Genomic DNA, 23,502 nt, shown 5'->3' on the forward strand with positions numbered 1-23,502 from the left:
CTGCCTCCTCTGGTCAACCCTCCGCGAGGGCCTCACGCACCAGATCGTCCACGCCTTCGTCGGGATGTGCCTGCATCCACTCGACGATCTGTTTGCGCATCAGCGGGGTCCAGAAGCTGTGAATATGCTGGCGTACCCCCTGCACCGCCAGCGTCCGGTTGGGCTCGCTGTCAAAGTAGTGGGCGATCTGGTTGGCCATCTTGACCAGGCTGTCGACACTCATCGGCGTACCTCGGCAGTTTCCTGTTGCTCGCTGTTGCGCCGCTCCTGCAGCAGGCGCCGTTGTTCGTCACTGAACGCCTGATAACGCTGCTGCCATTGCGACGGCTGCGATACACGCACCACTTCTACCGCCGTAACCTTGTACTCGGGGCAGTTGGTGGCCCAGTCGGAGTTGTCGGTGGTGATGACGTTGGCGCCCGACTCGGGGAAGTGGAAGGTGGTGTACACCACCCCCGGCGCAACCCGGGTACTGACCTGAGCGCGCAGCACCGTCTGCCCGGCGCGGCTGCCAATACCGACCCAATCGCCTTCGACAATGCCGCGGCTTTCGGCGTCGCTTGGGTGAATCTCAAGCCGATCCTGGGCATGCCAGGCGACGTTTTCGGTACGCCGTGTCTGCGCGCCGACGTTGTACTGGCTGAGGATGCGGCCAGTGGTCAGCAGCAGCGGATAACGGCTGTTGACCTTCTCGTCGGTGGGCACGTAGCCAGTCAGCATGAAGCGGCCCTTGCCGCGCACGAACTGGTCGATGTGCATGGTCGGCGTGCCGTCTGGCGCGGCTTCGTTGCACGGCCATTGCAGGCTGCCGTGACGCTCCAGCTCGCTGTAGCTGACGCTGTGGAAGCTCGGTGTCAGCCGGGCGATCTCGTCCATGATCTCTGACGGATGACGGTAGTTCATCGGGTAGCCGAGGGCGTTGGCCAGGGCCATGGTGCCTTCCCAGTCAGCCTTGCCGGCCAACGGCTGCATGACCTTGCGCACCCGCGAAATACGCCGTTCGGCGTTGGTGAAGGTGCCATCTTTTTCAAGGAACGAGCTGCCCGGCAGGAATACATGGGCAAACTTGGCCGTCTCGTTGAGGAAGATATCCTGCACCACCACGCATTCCATCGCCCGCAGCGCGGCCGTCACGTGCTGGGTGTTGGGATCGCTCTGGGCGATGTCTTCGCCCTGGCAGTACAGCGCCTTGAAGCTGCCATCCAGCGCCGCCTCGAACATGTTGGGGATGCGCAGACCTGGGTCAGGCTGCAGGGTCACACCCCAGGCCTGCTCGAACTCGGCACGCACGGTGGCGTTGGAGATGTGCCGATAACCCGGCAGCTCATGCGGGAACGAGCCCATGTCACACGAGCCCTGGACGTTGTTCTGCCCACGCAGCGGGTTCACCCCTACCCCTTCACGGCCGATGTTGCCAGTAGCCATAGCCAGGTTGGCGATGCCCATCACTGCGGTGCTGCCTTGGCTGTGCTCGGTCACGCCGAGGCCGTAGTAGATGGCCGCGTTGCCAGCGCCGGCATACAGCCGGGCTGCCGCACGGATCTGCTCGGCCGGTACGCCACAGGTCGGGCCAAGGGCTTCGGGGGAGTTCTCCGGCAGGCTGACAAAGTCGCGCCAGCGAGCGAACTCCGGCCCTTCACAGCGGGCATCGATAAAGCCCTGATCAAGTAGCCCTTCGGTAACGATCACATGGGCAAGTGCGTTGAGCATGGCCACGTTGGTGCCGGGGCGCAGTTGCAGGTGCAGCTCGGCGCGGGCATGCGGCGAGTCGACCAGATCGATCCGCCGAGGGTCGATGACGATTAGTTTGGCGCCTTCACGCAGGCGGCGTTTGAGCTGCGAGCCGAACACCGGGTGCGCGTCGGTTGGGTTGGCACCGATCACCAGGATCACGTCGGCCTGCATCACCGAGTCAAAGCTCTGGGTGCCAGCGGATTCGCCCAAGGTCTGCTTGAGGCCATAACCGGTCGGCGAATGGCAGACCCGTGCACAGGTGTCGACGTTGTTGTTGCCGAACGCCGTGCGCACGAGTTTCTGCACCAGATAGGCTTCTTCGTTGGTGCAGCGGCTGGAGGTGATGCCGCCGATCGAGTCGCGCCCGTACTTGAGCTGAATGCGGCGCAGCTCGCTGGCTGCGTAGGTCACCGCCTCGTCCCAGCTGACCTCTTGCCACGGGTCGTCGATGTGCTTGCGGATCATTGGTTTGGTGATGCGGTCCGGGTGGGTCGCGTAACCCCAGGCGAAGCGGCCTTTGACACAGGCATGGCCGTGGTTGGCGCCGCCGTTCTTGTCCGGGACCATGCGCACCAGCTGGTCGCCTTTCATCTCGGCGCGGAACGAGCAGCCCACGCCGCAATAGGCGCAGGTGGTGATCACCGCACGTTCTGGCTGGCCCAGTTCGACCAGGCTTTTTTCAGTCAGGGTTGCGGTTGGGCAGGCCTGCACGCAGGCGCCGCACGACACGCACTCGGAGGTGAGGAAGTCGCTACCGCCAGCCGCCGCTACTCGCGAGTCAAAACCGCGACCGGTGATGGTCAGAGCAAAGGTGCCCTGAATGTCTTCACAGGCGCGCACACAACGGCTGCAGACAATGCACTTGCTCGGTTCGTAATTGAAATATGGGTTGGACAGGTCCTTGGCGTCGGCAAGGTGGTTGGCGCCTTCGTAGCCATAACGCACCTCACGCAGGCCAACCTGGCCAGCCACGGTCTGCAACTCGCAGTTGCCGTTGGCCGAGCAGGTCAGGCAGTCCAGCGGGTGGTCAGAGATGTACAGCTCCATCACATTGCGGCGCAGGTCGGCCAGGCGTGGCGTCTGCGTGCGCACCACCATGCCCTCGGTGACCGGTGTGGTGCACGACGCCGGGTAACCGCGCATGCCGTCGACTTCGACCATGCACATGCGGCACGAGCCAAAGGCTTCGAGGGTATCGGTGGCACACAGTTTGGGGATGTTGGTGCCGAGCAACGCGGCGGCGCGCATCACTGAGGTGCCAGCGGGCACGCTGATGGCGCGGCCGTCGATATTCAGGCTGACCTGCACCTGGCTTTCACGCGCGGGGGTGCCGAGGTCGGCATCACTGGCAGGGTCGAAATAATTGATCATTGGGCGGCCTCCGGGCTGGCCAGACCGAAGTCGGCAGGGAAGTGCTTGAGGGCGCTGGCCACGGGGTATGAAGTCATCCCGCCCATGGCGCATAGCGAGCCGTATTGCATGGTGTCGCACAGGTCGTGCAGCAGGTTGGCCTGGTCGGCGCGGTAGGCCGGGTCGCTGCTGGCGATCAAGCGGTCGACCACCTCCATGCCACGGGTCGAGCCGATCCGGCACGGGGTGCACTTGCCGCAGGATTCTTCAGCGCAGAACTGCAAGGCAAAGCGCGCCATGTTGGCCATGTTCAGGGTGTCATCGGCGACGACCACACCGCCGTGGCCGATCATCGCGCCAAGCGCGGCAAACGCTTCGTAGTCCAGCGGCGTATCGAACTGGCTCGGCGGCACCCAAGCGCCCAATGGCCCGCCGACCTGAGCGGCTTTCAGCGGACGCCCGCTGGCAGTGCCACCGCCGTAGCCTTCGACCAGCTCGCGCAAGGTCAAGCCAAATGCGCGCTCGACCAAACCGCCATAGCGCACGTTGCCCGCCAGCTGGAACGGCAAGGTGCCCAGCGAACGGCCCATGCCGAAGTCGCGATAGAACTGCGCGCCCTTGGCCATGATGATCGGCACCGAGGCCAGGGTGAGCACGTTGTGCACCAGCGTCGGCTGGCCGAACAGGCCTTCGAGCGCCGGCAGTGGCGGCTTGGCGCGGACGATGCCGCGCTTGCCTTCGAGAGATTCGAGCAGAGCGGTTTCTTCACCGCAGATATACGCGCCAGCGCCGACCCGCACCTCCAGGTCGAACGCCACACCGCTACCGGTGGTATCCAGATAGCCCGCCTCACGGGCCAACAACACCGCCTCGTTGAGCGCGTGGACCGCATCCGGATATTCCGAACGCACGTAGATGTAGCCCTTGCTGGCACCCACCGCCAGGCCGGCGATGATCATGCCTTCGATCAGCAGAAACGGATCGCCCTCCATCAGCATGCGGTCGGCAAACGTCCCCGAGTCGCCCTCGTCGGCGTTGCATACCACGTACTTCTGCACCGCCGGAGCATCGCGCACCGTGCGCCATTTGATCCCCGCCGGAAACGCCGCGCCGCCCCGCCCGCGCAGGCCGGAATCGAGCACTGCCGCGACCACCTCTGCCTGCTCCAGCAACGCAGCCTTGGCCAGGCCTTCGAAGCCGCCGTGGTTGCGGTAATCCTCCAGCGACAGCGGCCGGGTGATGCCGGCACGGGCGAACAGCAAACGCTGCTGACTGCTCAGATACGGGATCTGCTCGACCAGGCCCAGCGCCAACGGATGCTCAGCCGGCGCCGCCGTCAACGCATCGAACAGGCCCGTGACATCTTCGGCAGCCACGGGCCCAAAGCCCTGCCGGCCCTCAGCGGTTTCCACCTCAAGCAACGGTTCCAGCCAGTACAGCCCGCGCGAGCTGGTGCGCTGAATCTGTACCTCGACCTGCCGCCGTTGCGCCTCGGCGCTGAGCGCGTCGGCCAGTTGATCGGCGCCCACTGCACGCGCCACCGAGTCGCAGGGAACAAAGAGCTTCAGCATGGTTTCACCTCCTGCAGGCAGCCGCTGACCAGTGCGCTCAAGCGCTCCGGCGTCAGCCGCGCATGCACCTGGCCATCCAGTTCCAGCGCTGGCGAACAGGCGCAGGCCCCCAGGCAATACACCGGCCGCAGGCTTACCGCGCCGTCGGCACTGGTGCCGTGATCATCCAGCCCCAACTGCTCGCGCAACTGCGCCGCCAGCGTCTCGGCGCCACGGCTCTTGCAGGATTCGGCCCGGCACAGGCGCAGGATATGCCGCGCTGGCGGCGCGGTACGGAAGTCATGGTAGAAGGTGATCACCCCGCGCACCTCAGCCTGGCTGAGGTTAAGTGCATGGGCGATATCCGGCACGGCGGCATCGGGGATATACCCAACGCCGGCCTGGATCGCATGCAGGATCGGCAACAGCGCGCCGGGGGTCTCACGGTGGTGATCCAGCACACGCTGGATCACGGGCAGGTCAAGCGTCTCATCAGGCATACAGCGGACCTCGGCGTCGCGAGCGCAGGCAATACCTGCGCCCGACGTGTTCTGCTGCGGCGCACCGGCCACGTCACGGTTGCGTGGTCGCCGGACACCTCCTTGCCCACGGCCGCGCATCTACGTGCACTGGCGTCGAGGGCATCCTGACAGCATGGCACTCCTGCCAGTACAGGGATGTGCGCCAGCGACCAGACGTATCCTGAAACCGACGCGATGACCGATAGCGCTACTCGGTCACTGTAGGAGCGGTCTTGTGTCGCGAAAGGGGCGCACAGCGCCCCCAAATTTCTGCCCGACAAATACCTTGAAGGGCTCCCTTCAAGAGTTTCTGTTAATGCCCATATGCGCATCATCCATCAGCGCTTTAGCCATTTCACCAAGAAAATGAGAGGCCCAAACCAGTGCAGGCTCATTGTCCATGACGCCAATAAACGAGGCCTTACGGGCGCTATCCATCAACACCGATGCCTGCGCCAAGGCGTGGTCACAACAGTTACCCGCTTCTACCCGAAACAGCCGCTTGCCCATAATGGCACCTTCCAGGCAAGTCGCTGTGCCGACTGTCAAGCCCAGCCTGCCGATGCGGTCTAGCGGTTCATTATCCATATGCAATCCTCCGGCTTGGCTGATTCAGTGCAACGTCGGCTTGGTCGGCTCATCGAAGCGCTGTACCTGCGTGAGAGCCGTATCCACTAAAGCTCGGGCGGTTTCGAGCTCATGCATGATGGTCAGCATCATGATCGAGCCGGGCGTGCGCGGCAGGAGCAAGGCAGATTGATGGGCCACCGTCAGTGCGCACAGGACGTAATCTGCGGCTTGGATCAGGGTGTCTTCGAGGGCGTGGAGGGAGTTGGGATGGGGTGGGTCGGGGACGATTTTAATCATGGTGTGATCTCATCTTTGGACGATTGGACCACCACGTCACCACTTGCATTTGATGGGTGGCAGCTACGTACAGGTCTGCAAGACCGGAAGATGAGAAAACCGGCAGATCCGAAGATCTCCCATACGTAGCCACCATTGACCGAGGACACTGACATGCCTGAGCACAACAGTGTTTCGGAGGTGGGATTTCATCTTCGAGCTTGCAGGCCCGGTCGCAGGTTTGGCAGCGACAGGGCGAGACTAGAAGCTCAGAGAAACCACCGCAATGGCCCAAAGGCGGTAATAGGATGATTCGGAAATGGACTACAGGGAAGAGCGAAAATCTGATTAATTCACGTAGGACGTAGGTCCGATATGAAACAAAATAAGACACGCGTCATATCGACCGAGCTGAGATTGAATCAAACCGCGAGATACACAAGCTTGCGCCGGCGTGGACTGCGGCGGAATCGCCACCACGGTTTCGCAGCCGCTGCAGACGCCCACAAGAATATCTTGCGCCTGGCCCTGGCCGTCGCTGAATGGCACGTCGCGACGCCCGTATACATACGAAATCCATCGTACATTACTGCAGTTTGGTCCAGCCCGCCTGTAGAGCCATCCCTTTTGAGGTGTTCTGAAATTGCACTTGTCGTGAGGTCGTCGGGGGCGCTGCGCGCCCCAGCAATCTCAAGCCAGACAAAAATTCAGATAAATGCAGAGCCCTTGAGGGAATGCCCTTCAGAGCGGAGCAACCAATGATCGTCCGTCGCATGCCTCTGACCTTAGATCGACACCGCTTGAGTCAGGCGCACCTGGCACCCGCGTGAATCCAGCTGAACTTTCGAAACCGCCCTGCCCTCCCATTTTTACGCGTCGGGGAAAAGCACCGACCGAACCATTTCCACCACCTTGATCGAGAGGACCGAGAGACCACCATGAGTAATCAACTGGCAGGCAAGAAGGTACTGTTCATCACCGCAAACACCGGCATCGAACGCGATGAGCTGGTCAAACCGCTGGAAGCGCTGAAGGCTCAGGGTGCGGAAGTCACCCACGGGTCGAGCGAGGGCGGCACAACGCAGACGTTCGTTGGCGACACCGAGAAGGATCGCACCGTCGAGTCCCAGACCGCTCTGGCTGGGCTCAAAGCGGCAGACTTCGATGCGCTTGTGATTCCAGGCGGCACGGTCAATGCCGATACGCTGCGATTGGACGAGAACGCTCAGCGCCTGGTGAAGGAGTTCGCCGATGCGGGCAAGGTGATCGCTGCGATCTGCCATGGCCCTTGGGTGTTGATCAATGCCGGGGTTATTCCGGGCAAGACCCTCACCTCGTACCCTAGCGTTAGGCTTGACCTTGAAAATGCCGGGGCTGAAGGTTGGGTCGATGCTGAGGTGAAACAGTGCGAGGCCAATGGCTGGACCCTGATTACTTCACGGACGCCGAAGGACATTCCAGCCTTCAATGACGCTATCGCTGCGGCGATTGAAGGGAAATAAGGTACGCACAGATGGCAGCCCGCGTGGGTTGCCATCAATCCCCGCTCGTTTTTCCCGCCATAAACGGCTGATGTAAGTCATATGGCACCCATCCGATCGGATGCTTGCTCCTGCCCTTTGAACTGCCAAGGGCGCACATGCCATTTTTCGTAATCACTTCACCTCTAGTCGCCTCGTTCGAGCCTATCAGGGTGATCGCGGGCGAAATTGCGGGCTTCTTGGTAGACTACGGCATCCTTTCAGGCTGGTAAGGGCGATGCAGCTAACCGATCCGTCAGCCTTATTACTTGCTCTCATTGTTGCCATCTCGACGGAGCCGGCGCGCCCAGAAGTGGAACCGCTCTCTCCGCTGTCATAACAAGGCGCCTACTCGTAGAAATGGTACGGACATGCGTAGACCAGAATGCCCCTAGAATCAGTCTCAAACCCACAAACCAAGCGCCCTGAGCCGTCCCGCCGGTTCAGCGTTGCACCGATGATGGACTGGACCGACCGCCACTGCCGGTACTTCCTGCGCCTGCTCTCCCAGCACACCCTGCTCTACACCGAAATGGTCACCACCGGCGCCCTGCTGCACAACGACGCCGACCGTTTCCTGCGCCATGACGTCTCCGAGCACCCGCTCGCCTTGCAACTCGGCGGCAGCAATCCGACCGACTTGGCCGCCTGCGCAAAACTCGCGCAGGCAGCAGGCTATGACGAGGTCAACCTCAACGTCGGCTGCCCAAGCGACCGGGTGCAGAACAACATGATCGGCGCCTGCCTGATGGCCCACCCGGCGCTGGTAGCCGATTGCGTCAAGGCAATGCGCGATGCGGTATCCACGCCGATCACGGTCAAGCACCGGATCGGCATCAACGGCCGCGACAGCTACGCCGAGCTTTGCGACTTCGTTGGTCAGGTGCGTGACGCCGGCTGCCACAGCTTTACCGTACACGCGCGGATCGCGATTCTCGAGGGCCTCTCGCCCAAGGAAAACCGCGATATCCCGCCGCTGCGCTATGACGTTGCCGCGCAGCTGAAGACCGACTTCCCCGACCTGGAAATCATCCTCAACGGCGGTATCAAGACGCTTGATGAATGCCGCACTCATCTGCAGACCTTCGATGGTGTGATGCTCGGCCGCGAGGCCTATCACAACCCGTACTTGCTGGCCGAGGTCGACCAACAGTTATTTGGCAGCACCGCGCCGGTAGTCACCCGCAGCGAGGCGATGGCGCGCCTGCGGCCTTACATCGTCGCGCACATCGAAAGCGGCGGTGCGATGCATCACATCACTCGGCATATCCTCGGCCTCGGCCAAGGCTTCCCGGGGGCGCGGCGGTTCCGGCAGTTGCTGTCTGCAGACATCCACAAGACCGACCAACCGCTGGCGGTGCTGGATCAGGCGGCCGAGCTGCTGCAGGGCCGTTGAGCCGTTGGGCGGGAATGGATGGAACCCTGAGCACGGCTACGACTCGAACGTGCACACTTTCTTCAGCGCTGGGGCTGCGGTTCGCCGTCGTCCCCTGAGCTAACCCGCCGCCCATCGTAATTGGCCCTGCCTGATCAAGGTTTCGCGCTATTTCACGAGGGGCATGCTCGGCCTGCCCTGACGCCCCTTGAGCGCTGCTCCGGGCTCGGGTAATGTCGAGCCATTGCACAGGACAGAGCACGCCATGACTTCCAAGCTGGAACAACTCAAGCAGTTCACCACCGTGGTCGCCGACACTGGCGATCTGGATGCCATCACCCGGCTGCAGCCGGAAGATGCCACCACCAACCCTTCGCTATTGCTCAAGGCTGCTGGTATTGCTGGCTATGCCGACTTGCTCAAGCAGGTGAAGGCGGATGCCAAAGGCGATGTTGGCCTTGCCTGTGACAAGTTCTCGGTAGCGGTAGGTAGCGGGATCCTTAAAGTCATCCCGGGGCGGATTTCGACCGAGGTCGATGCGCGCTTGTCGTTTGACGAAGATGCGCTGCTGGCCAAGGCGCGCCAACTGATTGCGCTGTATGACGCAGCCGGTGTTGGCCGTGATCGGGTGCTGATCAAGCTGGCGTCGACCTGGGAAGGTATCCGTGCTGCCGAGAAGCTGGAGAAGGAAGGCATCCAGACCAACCTGACCCTGCTGTTCTCCTTCGCTCAGGCGCAGGCCTGTGCCGACGCTGGGGTATTCCTGATTTCGCCATTCGTTGGGCGTATCTACGACTGGTACAAGAAGAGCACCGGCAAAGAATATGTCGGCGCTGATGATCCGGGTGTGCAGTCGGTAACCCGCATCTACGACTACTACAAAACCAACGGCTACAACACCGTGGTGATGGGCGCGAGCTTCCGCAATATCGGCCAGATCGAGCATCTGGCCGGCTGCGACCGGCTGACCATCAGCCCCGAGCTGCTGCAGCAGTTGAGCGAAGACCACGGCGAGCTGCCGCGCATCCTCAAGCCTGGCAATGCCGGTGAAGCCAAGCAGCAGCTGAACGAAAGCCAGTTCCGCTGGGCGATGAACGAAGACGCCATGGCCACCGAGAAGCTGGCCGAGGGTATTCGCCAGTTCGCCCGCGATCAGGAGAAGCTGGAAGCGCTGATGGCCGACAAGGCTTGATACAAATCTGCGCGTAAGCAACAGGCGGGAAATGCCGAGCATTTTCCGCCATTTTTTTGCCTGTGAGATAATCCCCGGCTTGACCGAGCTGTTGAGTTGTCGATGACGCCCTCCCCCGAATCGTTACCCCTTGTCCTCGCTGGCCCGGTACTGCGCCGCCTGGAGCCTCGGCGCCTGGCAATCTGGCTGGTTGGATCGCAACCGCTGCAGCTGGACTTCGTCCTTGAACACCCCGGTGTCACTGCTCAGATTAATTGCCAGACCGTGCCCATCGGCAGGTCGGCTTTTATCCACCTGCTGGATATCCATTTCGACACCGCGCTGCCGTTTGACGTGGCCCTCGAATACGACTTGCTGCTCGATTCGGGCGAAGGCATTGCCAGCTGGGCGCCGCACCTGCTCTACCCCGGCGCCAGCCGACCGAGCCTGGTGCTGCGTGAGCGCATCGACCAACTGCTGCATGGCTCCTGCCGCAAGCCTCATCACCCGGCGGCCGACGGCCTGCTCTGCGCCGACCGTTTGCTGCAAGCGAAGCCAAATCCGGAGCAGCGGCCTGCGTTACTGATGATGACCGGCGACCAGGTTTACGCCGACGATGTCGCCGGGCCGATGCTGCGTGCGATTCACAGTTTGATCGAGCGTTTGCGGTTGTTCGAGGAAAGCCTGGAAGGTGCGCTGGTCGCTGACAGCGCCGAGCTCTATGGCCACCCTGCCTGTTATTACCACCGCGCCGATCTGCTGCCCGCACAGGAAGGTAACGAGACCCTACGTGAGCGCTTCTTTGGCGGCAAGCGCAAGCCGATCTTCTCCTCCAGCAACGCTGACAACCATCTGGTGACCTTCGCCGAGGTGATGGCGATGTATCTGCTGGTGTGGTCACCAACGCCTTGGAGCCTGGTGCAGATGGATATGCCGGCGGGGCTGACCGACAAGCGCCAGGCGCGCTATCAGGAAGAGCTGCCGCTGATCGAGGGCTTTACCGCAGGGCTCGGCGGGGTCGCTCGGGTCATGGCGCACCTGCCCTGCTTGATGATCTTCGATGACCACGACATCACCGATGACTGGAACCTGTCGGCGCAGTGGGAGGAGACCGCTTATGGCCATCCGTTCTCGCGGCGGATCATCGGCAATGCCCTGCTCGGCTACCTGCTCTGCCAGGGCTGGGGTAACGACCCGGACAGTTGCGCGCCACTGCTGGAGCAGTACTGCAGCCTGGCCGAGCAACATCTGGCCAAGCAAGCGCAGGATGCACTGATTGGCGAACTGCTGCGCTTTCAGGGCTGGCAGTTCAGCCTGCCGACCACTCCGCCGCTACTGGTGCTGGACACCCGCACCCGGCGCTGGCGTAGCGAGAACAGCCTGAGCAAGCCTTCTGGCCTGCTCGACTGGGAAGCGCTGTGCGAGCTGCAGCAGGCATTGCTTGACCACCCTTCGGCGATCATCGTGTCACCGGCGCCGATCTTCGGCGTCAAGCTGATCGAGGCGGTGCAGCGGGTGTTCAGCTGGCTGGGTTATCCGCTGCTGGTCGACGCTGAAAACTGGATGGCGCACCGCGGCGCGGCGCAGGTCATCCTGAATATCTTCCGCCACTCGCGCACCCCGGGGCATTACGTGGTGCTGTCAGGCGACGTGCATTATTCGTTTGTCTATGAAGTGATGATCCGCCATCGCCAGCACAACCCGCACCTGTGGCAGGTCACCAGCAGCGGCATCAAGAACCAGTTTCCGCAGCGTTTGCTGGATGTGCTTGATCGGCTCAACCGCTGGCTGTATTCGCCGCGCTCGCCCCTGAACTGGTTTACCAAGCGGCGCCTGATGGAAGTCGCACCACGCCTGCCGAGCCGCAGCAAGGCCGGCGAGCGGCTGTGGAACAGCGCGGGGCTGGGGCAGGTGTTTTTCACCGCTGACGGCCAGCCAGAGCGGGTGTTCCAGCTCAATGCGGATGGTTCAGAGGCTAATGAGTTCTTGCGCGATCAGTGAGCGGCTGCGGTGATCAGTGCACCGCAGTCGAGGCTCAGGAGCGCTCGAGCGCGCTGACCAGGTCATGGAAGGCTTCACGATTGGAGTCGTTCAGGCCCATGAGGATGCGGTGTGCTTCAAGCACCTTGGAGCGTACAACCTCTTCGCTCTGGTCTTGCGACGGCAGGTCGGTCAGGCACTCTGGGCAGGGGATCGGCCGACCCACAATGTTGAACACCTGATCGAAACCCATCGACTGCAGCAAGCGCGAGATATCCGGATTGGTAGTGACCACGGTCGGCAACAGACCCACCTTCTGCCGGGACAGAATGGACAATTTGGCCAACAGCCCCAGTGTGGTGCTGTCGATGCTTTCGGTTTCGGTCAGATCGATGACGATGGCCGAGAAATTCAGCGCAGTGAAGATTTTCTCGATCGTCGCATCCAAAGCCGAACACAAGGTCAGGCGTACTTCACCGACAAACTTCAGTACAAAGGTACCGCTTTGCTCGGCGAACTGGATTCTACCGGTACTCATTGAAGGTTCCTGCTTAACACCAATAGGGCGATATCATCCGGCATCTCCCCAAGCGTAGCCAATCCGAAACGTTGGCGCAGCCCATCCAGGCTACCCCCTGCTGCTTTGACGATCTCCGGCAACGCAAGCTCTTTATCTTTGAGCGTGTTACCGGGCAAAAGGTCCAGAATACCGTCCGACATCAGGCTGAGGCTGAACTGCGCAGGCAACTCGACCACCAGATCCTGATAGGTGGCTTCTTCGAACAACCCCACCGGCAAGCCGCGGCCTTCGAGGTAGCGCGTGTGCTCTGGGGTATACAGCACCGGCATTGGCAGGTGGCCGCCGACGGCGTAGGTCAAAAGGCCGGTGTCTTCGTCGATGACGCCACCGACCATGGTCACATGCTTGCCCAGCTTGCAGTTGATCAGGCCACGGTTGATGTGACTGAGAACTTCCGAAGGCTTGAAATCGCGCATCTTGCCGCCACGCTTGAATTCGAACATCAGGCGGGTGGTCATGAATTTCAACAGTACGGTCACGAACGCCGACGACGCACCATGGCCGGATACGTCGGCCAGATAGAATGCGATACGCCGCTCATCCACGCGGAAGTAGTCGGCAAAGTCGCCCGACAGGTACAGCGACGGGATGATCTGGTGCTCGAAGGAGAACTCGCCGGCTACCCACGGGCTCTCGGGCAGCATGTTCATCTGCACCTGGCGCCCTGCGGTCTGGTCTTCCTGCAGCAGGTGCAGGCTGGCCTCGAGCTCGCGATTGGCGGTTTCCAGTTTGTCGCGATAGCGCTGGTTTTCGACCAGCAGGCGCGAACGGTCAAGCGCACGGTGCACCGAGTGCTCCAGCACTGCCAGGTCCTCGAGCGGCTTGATCAGGTAATCGTCAGCGCCCAGGCGCAGAGCTTCGACAGCGTCGCTCATGACACCGGCACCCGACACCACGATCACCGGCAACTGCGGGGCCACTTCGCTGATCCGACGGATCAACTCAAGGCCGCCCATCTGCGGCATGCGCAGATCGCAGATCACGAGATCAGGCTGGTGTTGTTCGAAGACCTGAAGCCCCTGCTGGCCATTGCCGGCCTGGAGGACCCTGAAGCCGCTGTCTTCGAGATACGCGGCGAGGCTCGCACGGACCACGTCGTCGTCATCGATAATCAGCAGCGTTGCACTGGTTTTCTGCATGTGGGCGAACGGCGCCGGATTAGGTTTGCGTAGGATCGTCGCAATTGCGCCTATCACTACTGGAATACTGTTTGGCTGCTCTACCTATAGAGTTGTAGGACAAGAACCCTTGTCCGGCAACAGCAGAGGTGCCCTGTCAGGCGCAGACGGTACTCCCATCCGCCGGGGGTTTCAAGCATGCGCGAGTCGGCTTGATTACACAGCGTTTGGCAAATTGCTGGTAGTTATAAGAAATGTGTTTGAGGTAACCCGATGGATGGTCGCAAGGCCCGTTGCGGACCCAGCTTTGGGGCTGCTTTGCAGCCCCAGCTACCCGAATTCAGAAGTCGTCTTCGACTTCGCCATCCTTGACCTTGAACTCGCGGTTCTGCAGGTAGGCGTTGCGGATGAACACGTACTTGTCGCCACTGATCAGCTTTTCAGCCGAGAGCAGGCTGGCACGGGTGTCAACCAGGTCTACCCCCAGCGTCGTGTTGCGGGTCGGTACATGATCGATGTAGCGGTACGGCTTGGTGTAGCTGTCCGGGTACTTGGCCAGGCCGTCACGCACGGTGCTCGGGCCGAGCAGCGGAATGACCACGTAGGGGCCACTTGCGACGCCCCAGTAACCGAGGGTCTGACCGAAGTCTTCGTCGTTGCGCTGCAGGCCCATGCGGGTACCCACATCGAACAGGCCGCCAATACCGAAGGTGGTGTTGACGATCAAGCGGGCAGTGTCGACGCCAGCAGCGTGGGGCTTGAGCTGCAGAATATTGTTGGCCAGGTTGGTGACATCGCCGATGTTGCGAAAGACGTTGTGAATGCCGTCTTCGACGAACTGCGGGGTGATCGCCTGATAGCCTTGGGCCAACGGCTTGAATGCATAGGTGTCGATCGTATCGTTGAACCGGAAGATCGGCCGATTGACCGCCTCCCAGGGATCTTCTTCGGTAGCTGCCTGCGTAGCAGCCACGGGCGCCAGCAACAGACTGGCGCAGACACAGGCCTGGGTGATTCGCTCGATCACACTGGCGCCGATCCTATGCATAGATGTTTCTCCATCAAGATTCACGGTCGCAGATGCGCGTTTGCTCTGCTGAGTTTGGGCGACAGTATAAAGCGTCGACGGCTGATAAACAGCTTCGCTGAGTATTGCTCGATATTTTGTTAGTAACTGTTGCTACGTCATCTACGTGTAACAGTCGCTACTTAGTCTGACTATTTTCAGGGAAGTTGCCATGCACGACGCACCCGCCTTCACCGCTGTGCTTTTCGGGCTGCGTGGCTGCCTGGTGGAAACCGCCAATGACGTATCTGCGCCAGCGCCTGGCGCGCTGGCCATGCTGGCTGACCTGCACAGCCAGCAGGTGCCTTGCATCTGGCTGGATGAGCCCGGCACCGGCGAGTCATTGACCAGGATGCTGCCGAGCTGGCTGCCGGGGCATTCGACCCCTTCCCTGCCCTGGCCGGCACCGAATGCCTGCTGGCAGGCGCTGATGCAGCTCAACAGCGCGAAGCTCGATGGCAGCGTGCTGGTCAGCGGTGATCCGCGCTTGCTTGAATCTGCGCTCAAAGCCGGTTTGTGGACTATCGGCCTGGCGGCATGCAGCCCCCGCTGCGAGGCCTCGTCGAAGCGCTGGCAGGCGATGACCGCCCAAGACCAGCAAGCGAATCGCGGCAAGGCCACCCTTGAGCTGTTCAGGCTCGGCGCGCATTCGGTGATCGATCATCTGGAAGCGCTACAACCGTGCCTGGCAGATATCGCCCAACGCCGCCGCAAAGGTGAAAAACCCTGATACAGGCGGCTTGACGCGGATCATGCAAAGCCGTGGCGAGTGGATTACGCTTGAGGCATGCGCGAACCTTTGCCCAATGGCCGAGGTCCATGCTTTGCCAAGTCATAGAGGGAGAACACCTGATGCCTGCCCGCGAATTGCAAGAGCAGCTCGATAGCCTGCGCGATCAACTGGATCGCAACCCGCCGCTCACGCTGGAAGAGCGCGACAACCTGCACAGCCTGATGCAACAGATCGAGGCGCAGATCAAACTGGAAGAAGCCACCCAGGACACCAACCTGGTCGACGGCGTCAACCTCGCCGTCGAGCGCTTCGAGGTGGCCCACCCCGACCTCACCGCCACGCTGCGCAACATCGCCAACAGCTTGCACAGCATGGGCATCTGAATCAGGCGGGGCCGACGCGGCACTCATGTGCCCCGTCGGCCCACTATTACTGCCGAACCAGACGCAGGTTTTGCGGGCTGATCGGCCCGGTGCTGCGGTACGGGTTGATATCCAGCCCACCGCGACGCACGTACCGCGCGTACACCGTCAGGTGCTCAGGCTGCAGCAAGCGCTTGAGGTCCAGATAGATCCGCTCGACGCACTGCTCATGGAAGTCAGCGTGCTGGCGGAAGCTCACCAGATACGTCAGCAAGCTGGCGTGATCCAGCGCCAGGCCCTTGTACTTGACTACCACCGTGCCCCAGTCAGGCTGGCCCGTCACCGGGCAATTGGACTTGAGCAGGTGGCTGTGCACCGTCTCTTCCACTACTTGGGTTGAATCGCACTGCAACAGTTGCGGCTGCGGTTGCTCGTAGTTGCTGATCGCGACATCGAGTTCGTCAATGCACACCCCAGGCAATGCCACTACACCTTCACTCTGCACTTCTGCCAGGCTGCGCACGCGCACCGTCACCGGCGCGCCCGCAGCGGCAGACAAGTCTTTCTCCAGGCAAGCCTGCAGCTCAGCGCTGCTGGCAAAGGCTGTCTGGTTAAGCGAGTTGAGGTACAGCTTGAACGACTTCGATTCGATGATATTCGGTGACTGTGCCGGGATGGCGAACTCACCGATGGCCACCACCGGCTTGCCGGACGGCAACAGCCAGGACAGCTCGAAGCAGTTCCAGTAATCAACGCCCTGCCACGGCAGGGCGTCGCCACTGACACCGAGCTCGGCCCACTTGGCCAGGCGCGGAATCGGGAACAGCAGCGACGGGGTGTAGGTTGCAATGTATTCACTGGATTTACCCAGCGGAGAGTCTTCGGCAGCGGGATGCATGGTCAGGACCTGGAAAAAACGGATGCGCCCAGTTTACCGGTTTTGCAGCCCGCCTTGGGTCCGAACTCACTCGATGGTCAGCGGCCCGACCATCCCGGCCTGATAATGCCCCGGCACGTTGCAGGCAAACTCGATCGGCGCAGCGCTACGGAAGGTCCAGGTCAGCTCACCGCGCTGGCCAGGCTGCAGCAGCACGGTGTTGCCGCTGTCGTGGCCGTGTTCACCATGGCCCATCTGGCTGTGATCCATGCCCCCGGTGAACAGTTTGCCCTGCATCGCCACCATCTGTTTCTGATGCTCTGCGTGCATGGCCTTGTCGCCCAGGTTGAACTCGTGGGGCAACTGGCCCTGGTTGATCAGCACGAAACGCACGGTCTCGCCGGCCTTGACCTGCAAACTGCTGGGCTCAAAGGCGATGTCCTTGAGCACCACCTCAACCGTGCGAGTGGCCTTGGCCGCTGGCGCTGGCTCACCGAAAGCGAAGCTGGTGTGCTCGGCGTCAGCCCAGCCCGACGTGCTGAACAGCGCGAAGGCAGCGGCGATGAACAGGTGTTTCATATCTACTCCGATAATGACGGCAATGGCGTGCCACTCTGGGCTGGCGCAGCTGGCAACTGGCTGACCGCAAGATTACAACTTTGTCAGCTTGGCTTGAGAGCGGGTTCGTCACGTATCATTTCCACTACTCCCTGACCGACGCAAAAACCTGATGAAACTGCTGATCGTCGAAGACCAGGTCAAGACTGGCCAATACCTGCAACAAGGCCTCACCGAGGCCGGCTTTGCCTGCGAGCTCAGCGCCGACGGTGAAACCGGGCTGCACCTGGCGCTGACCGGCGATCATGCCCTGCTGATTCTTGATGTGATGCTGCCAGGCCGCAGCGGTTGGCAGATTCTGCAGGCGGTACGCCAGGCAGGGCTCGCCACCCCAGTATTGTTCCTCACCGCCCGCGACGCTGTGGAGGACCGCGTGCATGGCCTGGAACTGGGCGCAGACGACTATCTGGTCAAGCCGTTCGCCTTCTCCGAGCTGCTGGCCCGCGTGCGCAGCTTGCTGCGCCGAGGCGGCGCCGGGGTGCAGGACACCACCCTGGCCTTGGCAGACCTGCGCCTGGACTTGATCCGCCGCCGCGCCGAGCGTGCCGGCCAGCGCGTCGACCTCACCGCCAAGGAGTTCGCCCTGCTGGAATTGCTATTGCGCCGTCAGGGCGAGGTGCTGCCCAAGTCGTTGATTGCCTCGCAGGTGTGGGACATGAACTTCGACAGCGACACCAACGTCATCGAAGTGGCCATCCGCAGGCTGCGGCTGAAGATCGACGACGGTCACGCCAGCAAGCTGATACACACGGTGCGTGGCATGGGTTATGTACTCGAAGAGCGCCAGGACTGATGCGCCGGATATCCCTCGGCAGCCGCCTCGCTCTGCTGTTTGCTGCCTGTACCGCGGCGGTTTCGCTTGGCGCCGGCGTGCTCTTCACCCAAGCCAGCGAGCAGCATTTCATCGAGTTGGATGAGCAGCTGCTCGACACTCGCCTGACGCAGTTACGCGAGCAACTTACCGGTCTCCAGACACGGCGGCAGGTAGTCGACAGGCTCCCCGAGCTACGGAGCCAATTCAACCTCCAGACCGATGTCGCACTGCGCATCAGCAGCGGCACGGGCGAAGCCTGGTTCGAAAGCCGGCCAGGTTTGCCCGATGCCAACCAGTCTGCACAACTGAAGACACTGCAGGCCGGCGGCGTCGACTATCGCGGCTTGTCGGCGCCATTGATCGAGCATGACCCACAGTCACCGCAACTGACCGTGCTGCTCGACATCACCCATCACCAGCACTTCTTGCAGAGCATGCAGCGCTTGATCTGGCTAACGGTGGGTCTGTCGGCACTGGCCACGGCATTGCTCGGCGCCTGGGCGGTACGCCGCGGCTTGCGCCCGTTGCGCCAGATCGGCGCGGTGGCGGCGAGCGTCAACGCTCGTTCGCTGACCACACGTCTGCCAGTGGCGCAGATGCCCGAGGAGTTGGCTCAGCTGGCAGAAAGCATGAATGCCATGCTGCAGCGGCTGGACGATGCGTTTCAACGGCTGTCGGCGTTCTCCGCGGACATCGCCCATGAACTGCGCACGCCGTTGTCGAACCTGCTGACCCACACTCAGGTAACGCTAACCCGCCCACGCAGCCTGGACGAATATCGCGAGGCCTTGCATGGCAACCTTGAGGAGCTGCAATGGATGGCGCAGCTGGTCAACGACATGCTCTACCTGGCCAAGGCTGAGCACGGCCTGCTGGTGCCAGAACAGCAGGTGCTGGACCTTGCCTCGGAAGTGGATGCACTGCTGGAGTATTACGCGCCTCTGGCTGAGGACACTGGAGTGACCCTGCTCCGCGAGGGTGAGCTGGTGATCGAGGGCGATCGGCAGATGTTGCGGCGGGCGTTTTCCAACTTGCTGGAAAATGCGCTGCGGTTTGCTGGAGTAGGTGGCGTGGTGAAGGTGGGCTTACAAGCTGGAGGGCAAGTTACGGTCGCCAATACCGGTGTGGCGATTGAAGCAGCGGCTGCGCAGCGCTTGTTTGATCGATTCTACCGCGGGGATTCGGCACGGGCCGAAGGAGGCGCTGAGCACGCCGGGCTGGGCCTGGCAATTACCCGTTCGATCGTCCTCGCCCATGGTGGCGGGATTCAGGTGGAGTGCGAAGCAGGATGGACGCGGTTTGTGATTGATTTCGGCAAGGGGCCGCACAGCGACCCCAAAGATACCAACGCCGCCCTTACTCGTAACGCAATGCCATAGCCGGCTCGATCTGCGAAGCCCGGTAAGCCGGATACACAGTCGCCAGGAAGCTCATCACCAAGCCCGCCGTACAGATCATCAGCACATCCCCCCACTGCAACTGCGAAGGCAAGCTGCTGATGAAATACACATCGGAGGTGAAGATGTGCTGGCCGCTGACCCGCTCCAGCCAGCCAACGATCTGACTCACGTTGATCGCCGCAATTACCCCCAGCACCCCGCCAATCAGCGTGCCGACCACACCGATCAAGCTGCCCTGAACCATGAAGGTGCCCATGATCTGCATCGGCGTGGCGCCAATGGTGCGCAGGATGGCGATATCCGCGCCCTTGTCGTTCACCACCATCACCAGGGTGGCGATGATATTGAACGCCGCCACCGCGATGATCATCATCAGCAGCAAGCCGATCATGGTCTTTTCCATCTTCATGGCGCTGAAAAGGCTGCCCTGGGTGTGCGACCAGTCATCGGCGTGGTAGGCATCGCCCAACTGCCCGGCGATGGCCTTGGACACCTGCGGCGCCGCGTACAGGTCCTGAAGTTTGAGCCGCACGCCCTGCACGCTGCCCGGCGCCCAGCGCTGCATCTCGGCGGCGTCGGCCACGTTGATATAAGCCTGCGAGCCATCCAGCTCGGCACCCACCTTGAAGATGCCGACCACGGTCAGGCGCTGCATGCGTGGCGTGATACCACCCGGGGCCTTGCTGATCTCCGGCACGATCAAAGTCAGCTTGTCACCGGTGTTGAGCCGGAAGCGCCGCGCCGTCAGCTCGCCGAGCACCACCCCGTATTCACCCGGGACCAGATCCTGCAACGCGCCCTGGACGATATGCTGGCCGACTATCGACACCTTGCCCTCTTCGGCCGGCTCGATCCCGCTGACCTGAATCGGCTGCATCGCGCCTTTGTACGAGAGCATGCCTTCCATTTCGGTTACCGGCGCCGCAGCGACCACTGCCGGGTTCTTCAGCGCTGCGTCAGCCACACTGCGCCAGTCGCTCAGCGGCTGCGCGCCAAGGATGCTCGCATGCGGCACCAGGCCAAGAATGCGTGAGCTCATTTCGCGCTGGAAGCCGTTCATCACCGACAGCACCACGATCATGGCCAGCACGCCCAGGGACAAGCCGATCATCGAAGTCATCGAGATGAACGAGATGAAGTGATTGCGGCGCTTGGCACGGGTGTAGCGAGCACCGATGAACAAGGGCAAGGGTCTGAACATGTACGAGAACACCCAATGAACAAAAGTTGCGGGGTGGATCATTCCACCCCGGGCAGTCGACTCAGATCGCCACCAGGTGGCCATCTTCCAGCTTGAGCACGCGATCCATCTGCCGCGCCAGGCTCAGGTCGTGGGTCACCACCAGGAACGCAGTGCGCGATGAGCTGGAAAGCTCTTGCATCAGTTCCTGAATGCCCTGCGCAGTGTGATGGTCGAGGTTGCCGGTCGGCTCATCGAGCATCACCAGCCCCGGCCGATTGACCAGAGCGCGGGCGATCGCCACACGCTGGCGCTCACCACCGGACAGCTCGGCCGGTTTGTGGCTCAGGCGATGGCCGAGGCCGACTCGCTTGAGCAAGGCCTCGGCACGCTCGCGCGCTTCCGGGATCGGCGTGCGTCCGATCAGCAGCGGCATGCACACGTTTTCCAGCGCCGTGAACTCGGCCAGCAGGTGGTGAAACTGATACACGAAGCCCAGCGCACGGTTGCGCAGCAGGCCACGGGCGCGCTCGCCCAGTGCCGACAACTCTTCGCCAGCCAGCCACACGCTGCCCTGGCTCGGCGTGTCGAGGCCGCCCAGCAAGTTGAGCAAGGTACTCTTGCCGGAACCGGAGCTGCCGACAATCGCCACCCGCTCACCCGGCAGCAGTTCAAGCTGCAGATTGGCCAGCACCTGCACCGACTCCGGGCCCTCGTCGTAGGACTTGCCCAGGTTGCGGCAACTCAGAACGGCTTTATCACTCATGCGCGACTCACTCATAACGTAGCGCCTCTGCAGGCTGGGTGCGCGCCGCACGCCAGGCCGGATACAGGGTGGCGAGGAAACTCAGGATCAATGCCGCGCCGCAGACCATCCACACGTCCTGGGCGATGATCTGCGAAGGCAGGTAGTCGATGAAGTACACATCGGCGTTGAGGAACTTGTGCCCGATCAGCTTCTCGATGCCGGCAATCGCTGCGCTGACATTGAGCGCTGCGAGAATGCCAACCACCGCACCAATCAAGGTGCCGACCACGCCGATCACCGTACCCTGGACCATGAATATGGCCATGATCTGCCCAGGCGTAGCGCCCAGGGTGCGCAGAATGGCGATGTCGCCGCGCTTGTCATTGACCACCATCACCAGGGTCGAAATGATGTTGAACGCCGCCACCGCCACGATCAGCAGCAGGAGCAGACCAATCATCGCCTTCTCCATGCGGATAGCCTGATACAGGTTGCCGTGGGTGCGGGTCCAGTCACGCGAGTAGAACTCCTGCTCGCCCAACTGCTGGGCGATGCTCCAGGCCACGCGCGGGGCTTCGAACAGGTCGTCGAATTTCAGCCGCAGGCCCTGCACCTGATCCGCTTTCCAGCGGTGCAGGCGCGACAGGTCGGCGATGTTGGTCAAGCCCAGGAAGCCGTCGATCTCGCCCGCACCGACATGAAAGGTGCCGACCACGGTGAAGCGCTTCATGCGCGGGAACATGCCCGCGGGCGTGACGCTGACCTCTGGCGCCACGAAGGTCAGTTTGTCACCGACCTTGACACCCAGTTTGGCCGCGGCCTTGTCGCCGATCATGATGCCCCACTCGCCCGGCGCCAGCTTGTCGATGCTGCCTTCGCGGATGAAGTTGTCGATGATCGACACCTCTCGCTCACGCGCAGGATCAATACCGTTGAGCAGCACCTTGCTGACCTTGCCATCGAAGGTCAGCAGGCCCTGCATCTGGGTGAAGGGCGCGACCGCCACGACTTGTGGATTCTGCTTTACTTGTTGAGCAAGGGCAGGCCAATCATTGATCGGCTGGCCGCTCTCAAGCGTGGCGTGAGGGATCATGCCAAGCACGCGGGTACGCATCTCGTGGTCAAAGCCATTCATCACCGAGAGCACCACGATCATCACCACCACGCCCAGGGCGAGGCCGATCATCGAGGTCAGGGAAATGAACGAGACGAAATGGTTGCGGCGTTTGGCACGGGTGTAGCGAGTACCAATAAATACGAAAAGAGGTCTGAACATGTCGGGGCTTGTTCGGATGAAAGGGAACGTCCTTGTGGCGAGGCGCCTACGGCGGCTTTACACTCGGACCACCGCCGTAACCTTGGGTTCGCCATGACGACAATAGACGATGAAGATCGCCGCGAATACTACCGCATCGAAGACAGGATCGCACTGGAAATCACCCCGCTGAGCGCGGCTGAGGCCCTGGAGCCAGAACTGTTGCAGGATGATTCGCCGCTGTTCAACCTGCTCAGCGAACTGCATCTGTCGGACTTTGAATCGCAACATCTGCTGCGCCAGTTGAGCGACAAGGACCGCACCCTGGCGGCGTTTTTACGGGCCCAGAACAAACGCCTCGACCTGCTCAGCGCAGTGGTCGCGCACAGCCTGCTCGGCGAGATCGGCGCACCGCATCGGGTGATCCTCTCCGAGGGCGGCATCGAGTTCAGCCAGACCAGCGCGATCGCCGCCGGCACCCGGGTCAAGGTCAAGATGGTGTTGATGCCCCGCGCCCACGGTTTGCTGCTGCGCGGCCGGGTTACCCACTGCGACGCTCGCCCCGGCGGCGACTATGAAGTCGGCACCGAATTCACCGACATGACCGACGCCCAGCGCCAGTTGTTGGCGCGGTATATCCTGCAGCGCCAGCAACAGCAACGTCGGCAGGCACTGGAACAGAACGACCCCGCCTCCTGAGCTCC

General features: G+C 61.9%; 23 protein-coding genes. 9 read left to right on the plus strand and 14 right to left on the minus strand.

The window, feature by feature from the left end:
* Nucleotides 1-13 precede the first annotated feature (13 nt).
* From AC58X1_RS07085 to AC58X1_RS07110, 6 genes are all read right to left on the minus strand, one after another.
* Nucleotides 14-223, minus strand: coding sequence for a formate dehydrogenase subunit delta (locus tag AC58X1_RS07085; protein WP_101321121.1), 210 nt, complete (start codon nt 221-223; stop codon nt 14-16).
* Entirely contained in the window at nt 220-3,105 is a 2,886-nt protein-coding gene (gene fdhF / locus AC58X1_RS07090; RefSeq protein ID WP_150570757.1) for a formate dehydrogenase subunit alpha, read from the minus strand. Before fdhF ends, AC58X1_RS07085 begins: the two co-directional genes overlap by 4 nt.
* Nucleotides 3,102-4,655, minus strand: coding sequence for a formate dehydrogenase beta subunit (locus tag AC58X1_RS07095; RefSeq protein ID WP_497428570.1), 1,554 nt, complete (start codon nt 4,653-4,655; stop codon nt 3,102-3,104). The genes fdhF and AC58X1_RS07095 overlap by 4 nt, the downstream gene beginning before the upstream one ends.
* Nucleotides 4,649-5,134, minus strand: coding sequence for a formate dehydrogenase subunit gamma (locus tag AC58X1_RS07100; protein ID WP_101323072.1), 486 nt, complete (start codon nt 5,132-5,134; stop codon nt 4,649-4,651). Before AC58X1_RS07100 ends, AC58X1_RS07095 begins: the two co-directional genes overlap by 7 nt.
* Nucleotides 5,135-5,455: 321 nt before the next feature.
* A complete protein-coding gene (locus AC58X1_RS07105) occupies nt 5,456-5,743 on the minus strand; it encodes a DUF3077 domain-containing protein (protein ID WP_150570754.1) in 288 nt (95 codons plus the stop codon).
* 24 nt (nt 5,744-5,767) lie between these two features.
* Nucleotides 5,768-6,022: a hypothetical protein gene (locus AC58X1_RS07110; RefSeq protein WP_101321129.1), complete on the minus strand. Its 255-nt coding sequence runs from the start codon at nt 6,020-6,022 to the stop codon at nt 5,768-5,770.
* 917 nt (nt 6,023-6,939) lie between these two features.
* Between AC58X1_RS07110 and AC58X1_RS07115 the strand changes: the two genes are divergently transcribed.
* From AC58X1_RS07115 to AC58X1_RS07130, 4 genes are all read left to right on the plus strand, one after another.
* Entirely contained in the window at nt 6,940-7,503 is a 564-nt protein-coding gene (locus AC58X1_RS07115; protein WP_150570753.1) for a type 1 glutamine amidotransferase domain-containing protein, read from the plus strand.
* A 403-nt stretch (nt 7,504-7,906) separates the two neighbouring features.
* Nucleotides 7,907-8,917, plus strand: coding sequence for a tRNA dihydrouridine(20/20a) synthase DusA (dusA, locus tag AC58X1_RS07120; protein ID WP_447733194.1), 1,011 nt, complete (start codon nt 7,907-7,909; stop codon nt 8,915-8,917).
* Nucleotides 8,918-9,161: 244 nt separating this feature from the next.
* Nucleotides 9,162-10,088 carry a transaldolase gene (gene tal, locus AC58X1_RS07125; RefSeq protein ID WP_101321150.1) on the plus strand — a complete coding sequence of 309 codons (927 nt, stop codon included), beginning with the start codon at nt 9,162-9,164 and terminating at the stop codon, nt 10,086-10,088.
* Nucleotides 10,089-10,190: 102 nt separating this feature from the next.
* On the plus strand, nt 10,191-12,068 hold the full coding sequence (locus AC58X1_RS07130) for an alkaline phosphatase D family protein (RefSeq protein ID WP_497428571.1): 1,878 nt from the start codon (nt 10,191-10,193) through the stop codon (nt 12,066-12,068).
* A 34-nt stretch (nt 12,069-12,102) separates the two neighbouring features.
* Here the strand turns inward: AC58X1_RS07130 and rssC are convergent, their stop codons facing one another.
* The 3 genes from rssC to AC58X1_RS07145 form a co-directional block, all read right to left on the minus strand.
* Nucleotides 12,103-12,585, minus strand: a complete 483-nt coding sequence (rssC, locus tag AC58X1_RS07135) for an anti-sigma factor antagonist RssC (protein ID WP_101321154.1) — start codon at nt 12,583-12,585, stop codon at nt 12,103-12,105.
* Complete coding sequence (gene rssB, locus AC58X1_RS07140; RefSeq protein ID WP_181107924.1) at nt 12,582-13,766, minus strand: two-component system response regulator RssB; 1,185 nt, start codon at nt 13,764-13,766, stop codon at nt 12,582-12,584. Before rssB ends, rssC begins: the two co-directional genes overlap by 4 nt.
* 319 nt (nt 13,767-14,085) lie before the next feature.
* Complete coding sequence (locus tag AC58X1_RS07145) at nt 14,086-14,793, minus strand: MlaA family lipoprotein (protein WP_101321158.1); 708 nt, start codon at nt 14,791-14,793, stop codon at nt 14,086-14,088.
* Between the two features lie 190 nt (nt 14,794-14,983).
* Here AC58X1_RS07145 and pcrP point away from each other — a divergent pair, with 190 nt between their 5' ends.
* A complete protein-coding gene (gene pcrP, locus AC58X1_RS07150; RefSeq protein WP_497428572.1) occupies nt 14,984-15,541 on the plus strand; it encodes an HAD superfamily inactivated hydrolase PcrP in 558 nt (185 codons plus the stop codon).
* A gap of 122 nt (nt 15,542-15,663) precedes the next feature.
* Nucleotides 15,664-15,927 (plus strand): DUF4404 family protein, encoded by a 264-nt coding sequence (locus tag AC58X1_RS07155; protein ID WP_101321164.1) that lies wholly within the window; start codon nt 15,664-15,666, stop codon nt 15,925-15,927.
* Between the two features lie 46 nt (nt 15,928-15,973).
* Here the strand turns inward: AC58X1_RS07155 and queF are convergent, their stop codons facing one another.
* Together queF and AC58X1_RS07165 are read right to left on the minus strand one after the other, a co-directional pair.
* A complete protein-coding gene (queF, locus tag AC58X1_RS07160) occupies nt 15,974-16,804 on the minus strand; it encodes an NADPH-dependent 7-cyano-7-deazaguanine reductase QueF (protein WP_101321166.1) in 831 nt (276 codons plus the stop codon).
* A 66-nt stretch (nt 16,805-16,870) separates the two neighbouring features.
* Nucleotides 16,871-17,362 (minus strand): cupredoxin domain-containing protein, encoded by a 492-nt coding sequence (locus AC58X1_RS07165; RefSeq protein ID WP_181107922.1) that lies wholly within the window; start codon nt 17,360-17,362, stop codon nt 16,871-16,873.
* A 151-nt stretch (nt 17,363-17,513) separates the two neighbouring features.
* Here AC58X1_RS07165 and AC58X1_RS07170 point away from each other — a divergent pair, with 151 nt between their 5' ends.
* Both AC58X1_RS07170 and AC58X1_RS07175 read left to right on the plus strand, forming a co-directional pair.
* Complete coding sequence (locus AC58X1_RS07170; protein ID WP_181107921.1) at nt 17,514-18,194, plus strand: heavy metal response regulator transcription factor; 681 nt, start codon at nt 17,514-17,516, stop codon at nt 18,192-18,194.
* Nucleotides 18,191-19,594 carry a heavy metal sensor histidine kinase gene (locus AC58X1_RS07175; RefSeq protein ID WP_497428776.1) on the plus strand — a complete coding sequence of 468 codons (1,404 nt, stop codon included), beginning with the start codon at nt 18,191-18,193 and terminating at the stop codon, nt 19,592-19,594. Before AC58X1_RS07170 ends, AC58X1_RS07175 begins: the two co-directional genes overlap by 4 nt.
* On the opposite strand, the gene AC58X1_RS07180 is transcribed toward AC58X1_RS07175, so the two are convergent.
* The 3 genes from AC58X1_RS07180 to AC58X1_RS07190 form a co-directional block, all read right to left on the minus strand.
* Complete coding sequence (locus AC58X1_RS07180; protein ID WP_497428573.1) at nt 19,572-20,816, minus strand: lipoprotein-releasing ABC transporter permease subunit; 1,245 nt, start codon at nt 20,814-20,816, stop codon at nt 19,572-19,574. The genes AC58X1_RS07175 and AC58X1_RS07180 overlap by 23 nt on opposite strands.
* A 61-nt stretch (nt 20,817-20,877) precedes the next feature.
* Nucleotides 20,878-21,561 carry a lipoprotein-releasing ABC transporter ATP-binding protein LolD gene (gene lolD, locus AC58X1_RS07185; protein ID WP_178080783.1) on the minus strand — a complete coding sequence of 228 codons (684 nt, stop codon included), beginning with the start codon at nt 21,559-21,561 and terminating at the stop codon, nt 20,878-20,880.
* Between the two features lie 7 nt (nt 21,562-21,568).
* On the minus strand, nt 21,569-22,819 hold the full coding sequence (locus tag AC58X1_RS07190) for a lipoprotein-releasing ABC transporter permease subunit (RefSeq protein WP_101321174.1): 1,251 nt from the start codon (nt 22,817-22,819) through the stop codon (nt 21,569-21,571).
* A 93-nt stretch (nt 22,820-22,912) separates the two neighbouring features.
* Between AC58X1_RS07190 and AC58X1_RS07195 the strand changes: the two genes are divergently transcribed.
* Complete coding sequence (locus AC58X1_RS07195; protein WP_101321176.1) at nt 22,913-23,497, plus strand: PilZ domain-containing protein; 585 nt, start codon at nt 22,913-22,915, stop codon at nt 23,495-23,497.
* Nucleotides 23,498-23,502 lie beyond the last annotated feature (5 nt).

Source organism: Pseudomonas sp. PGPR N4, from assembly GCF_059693665.1.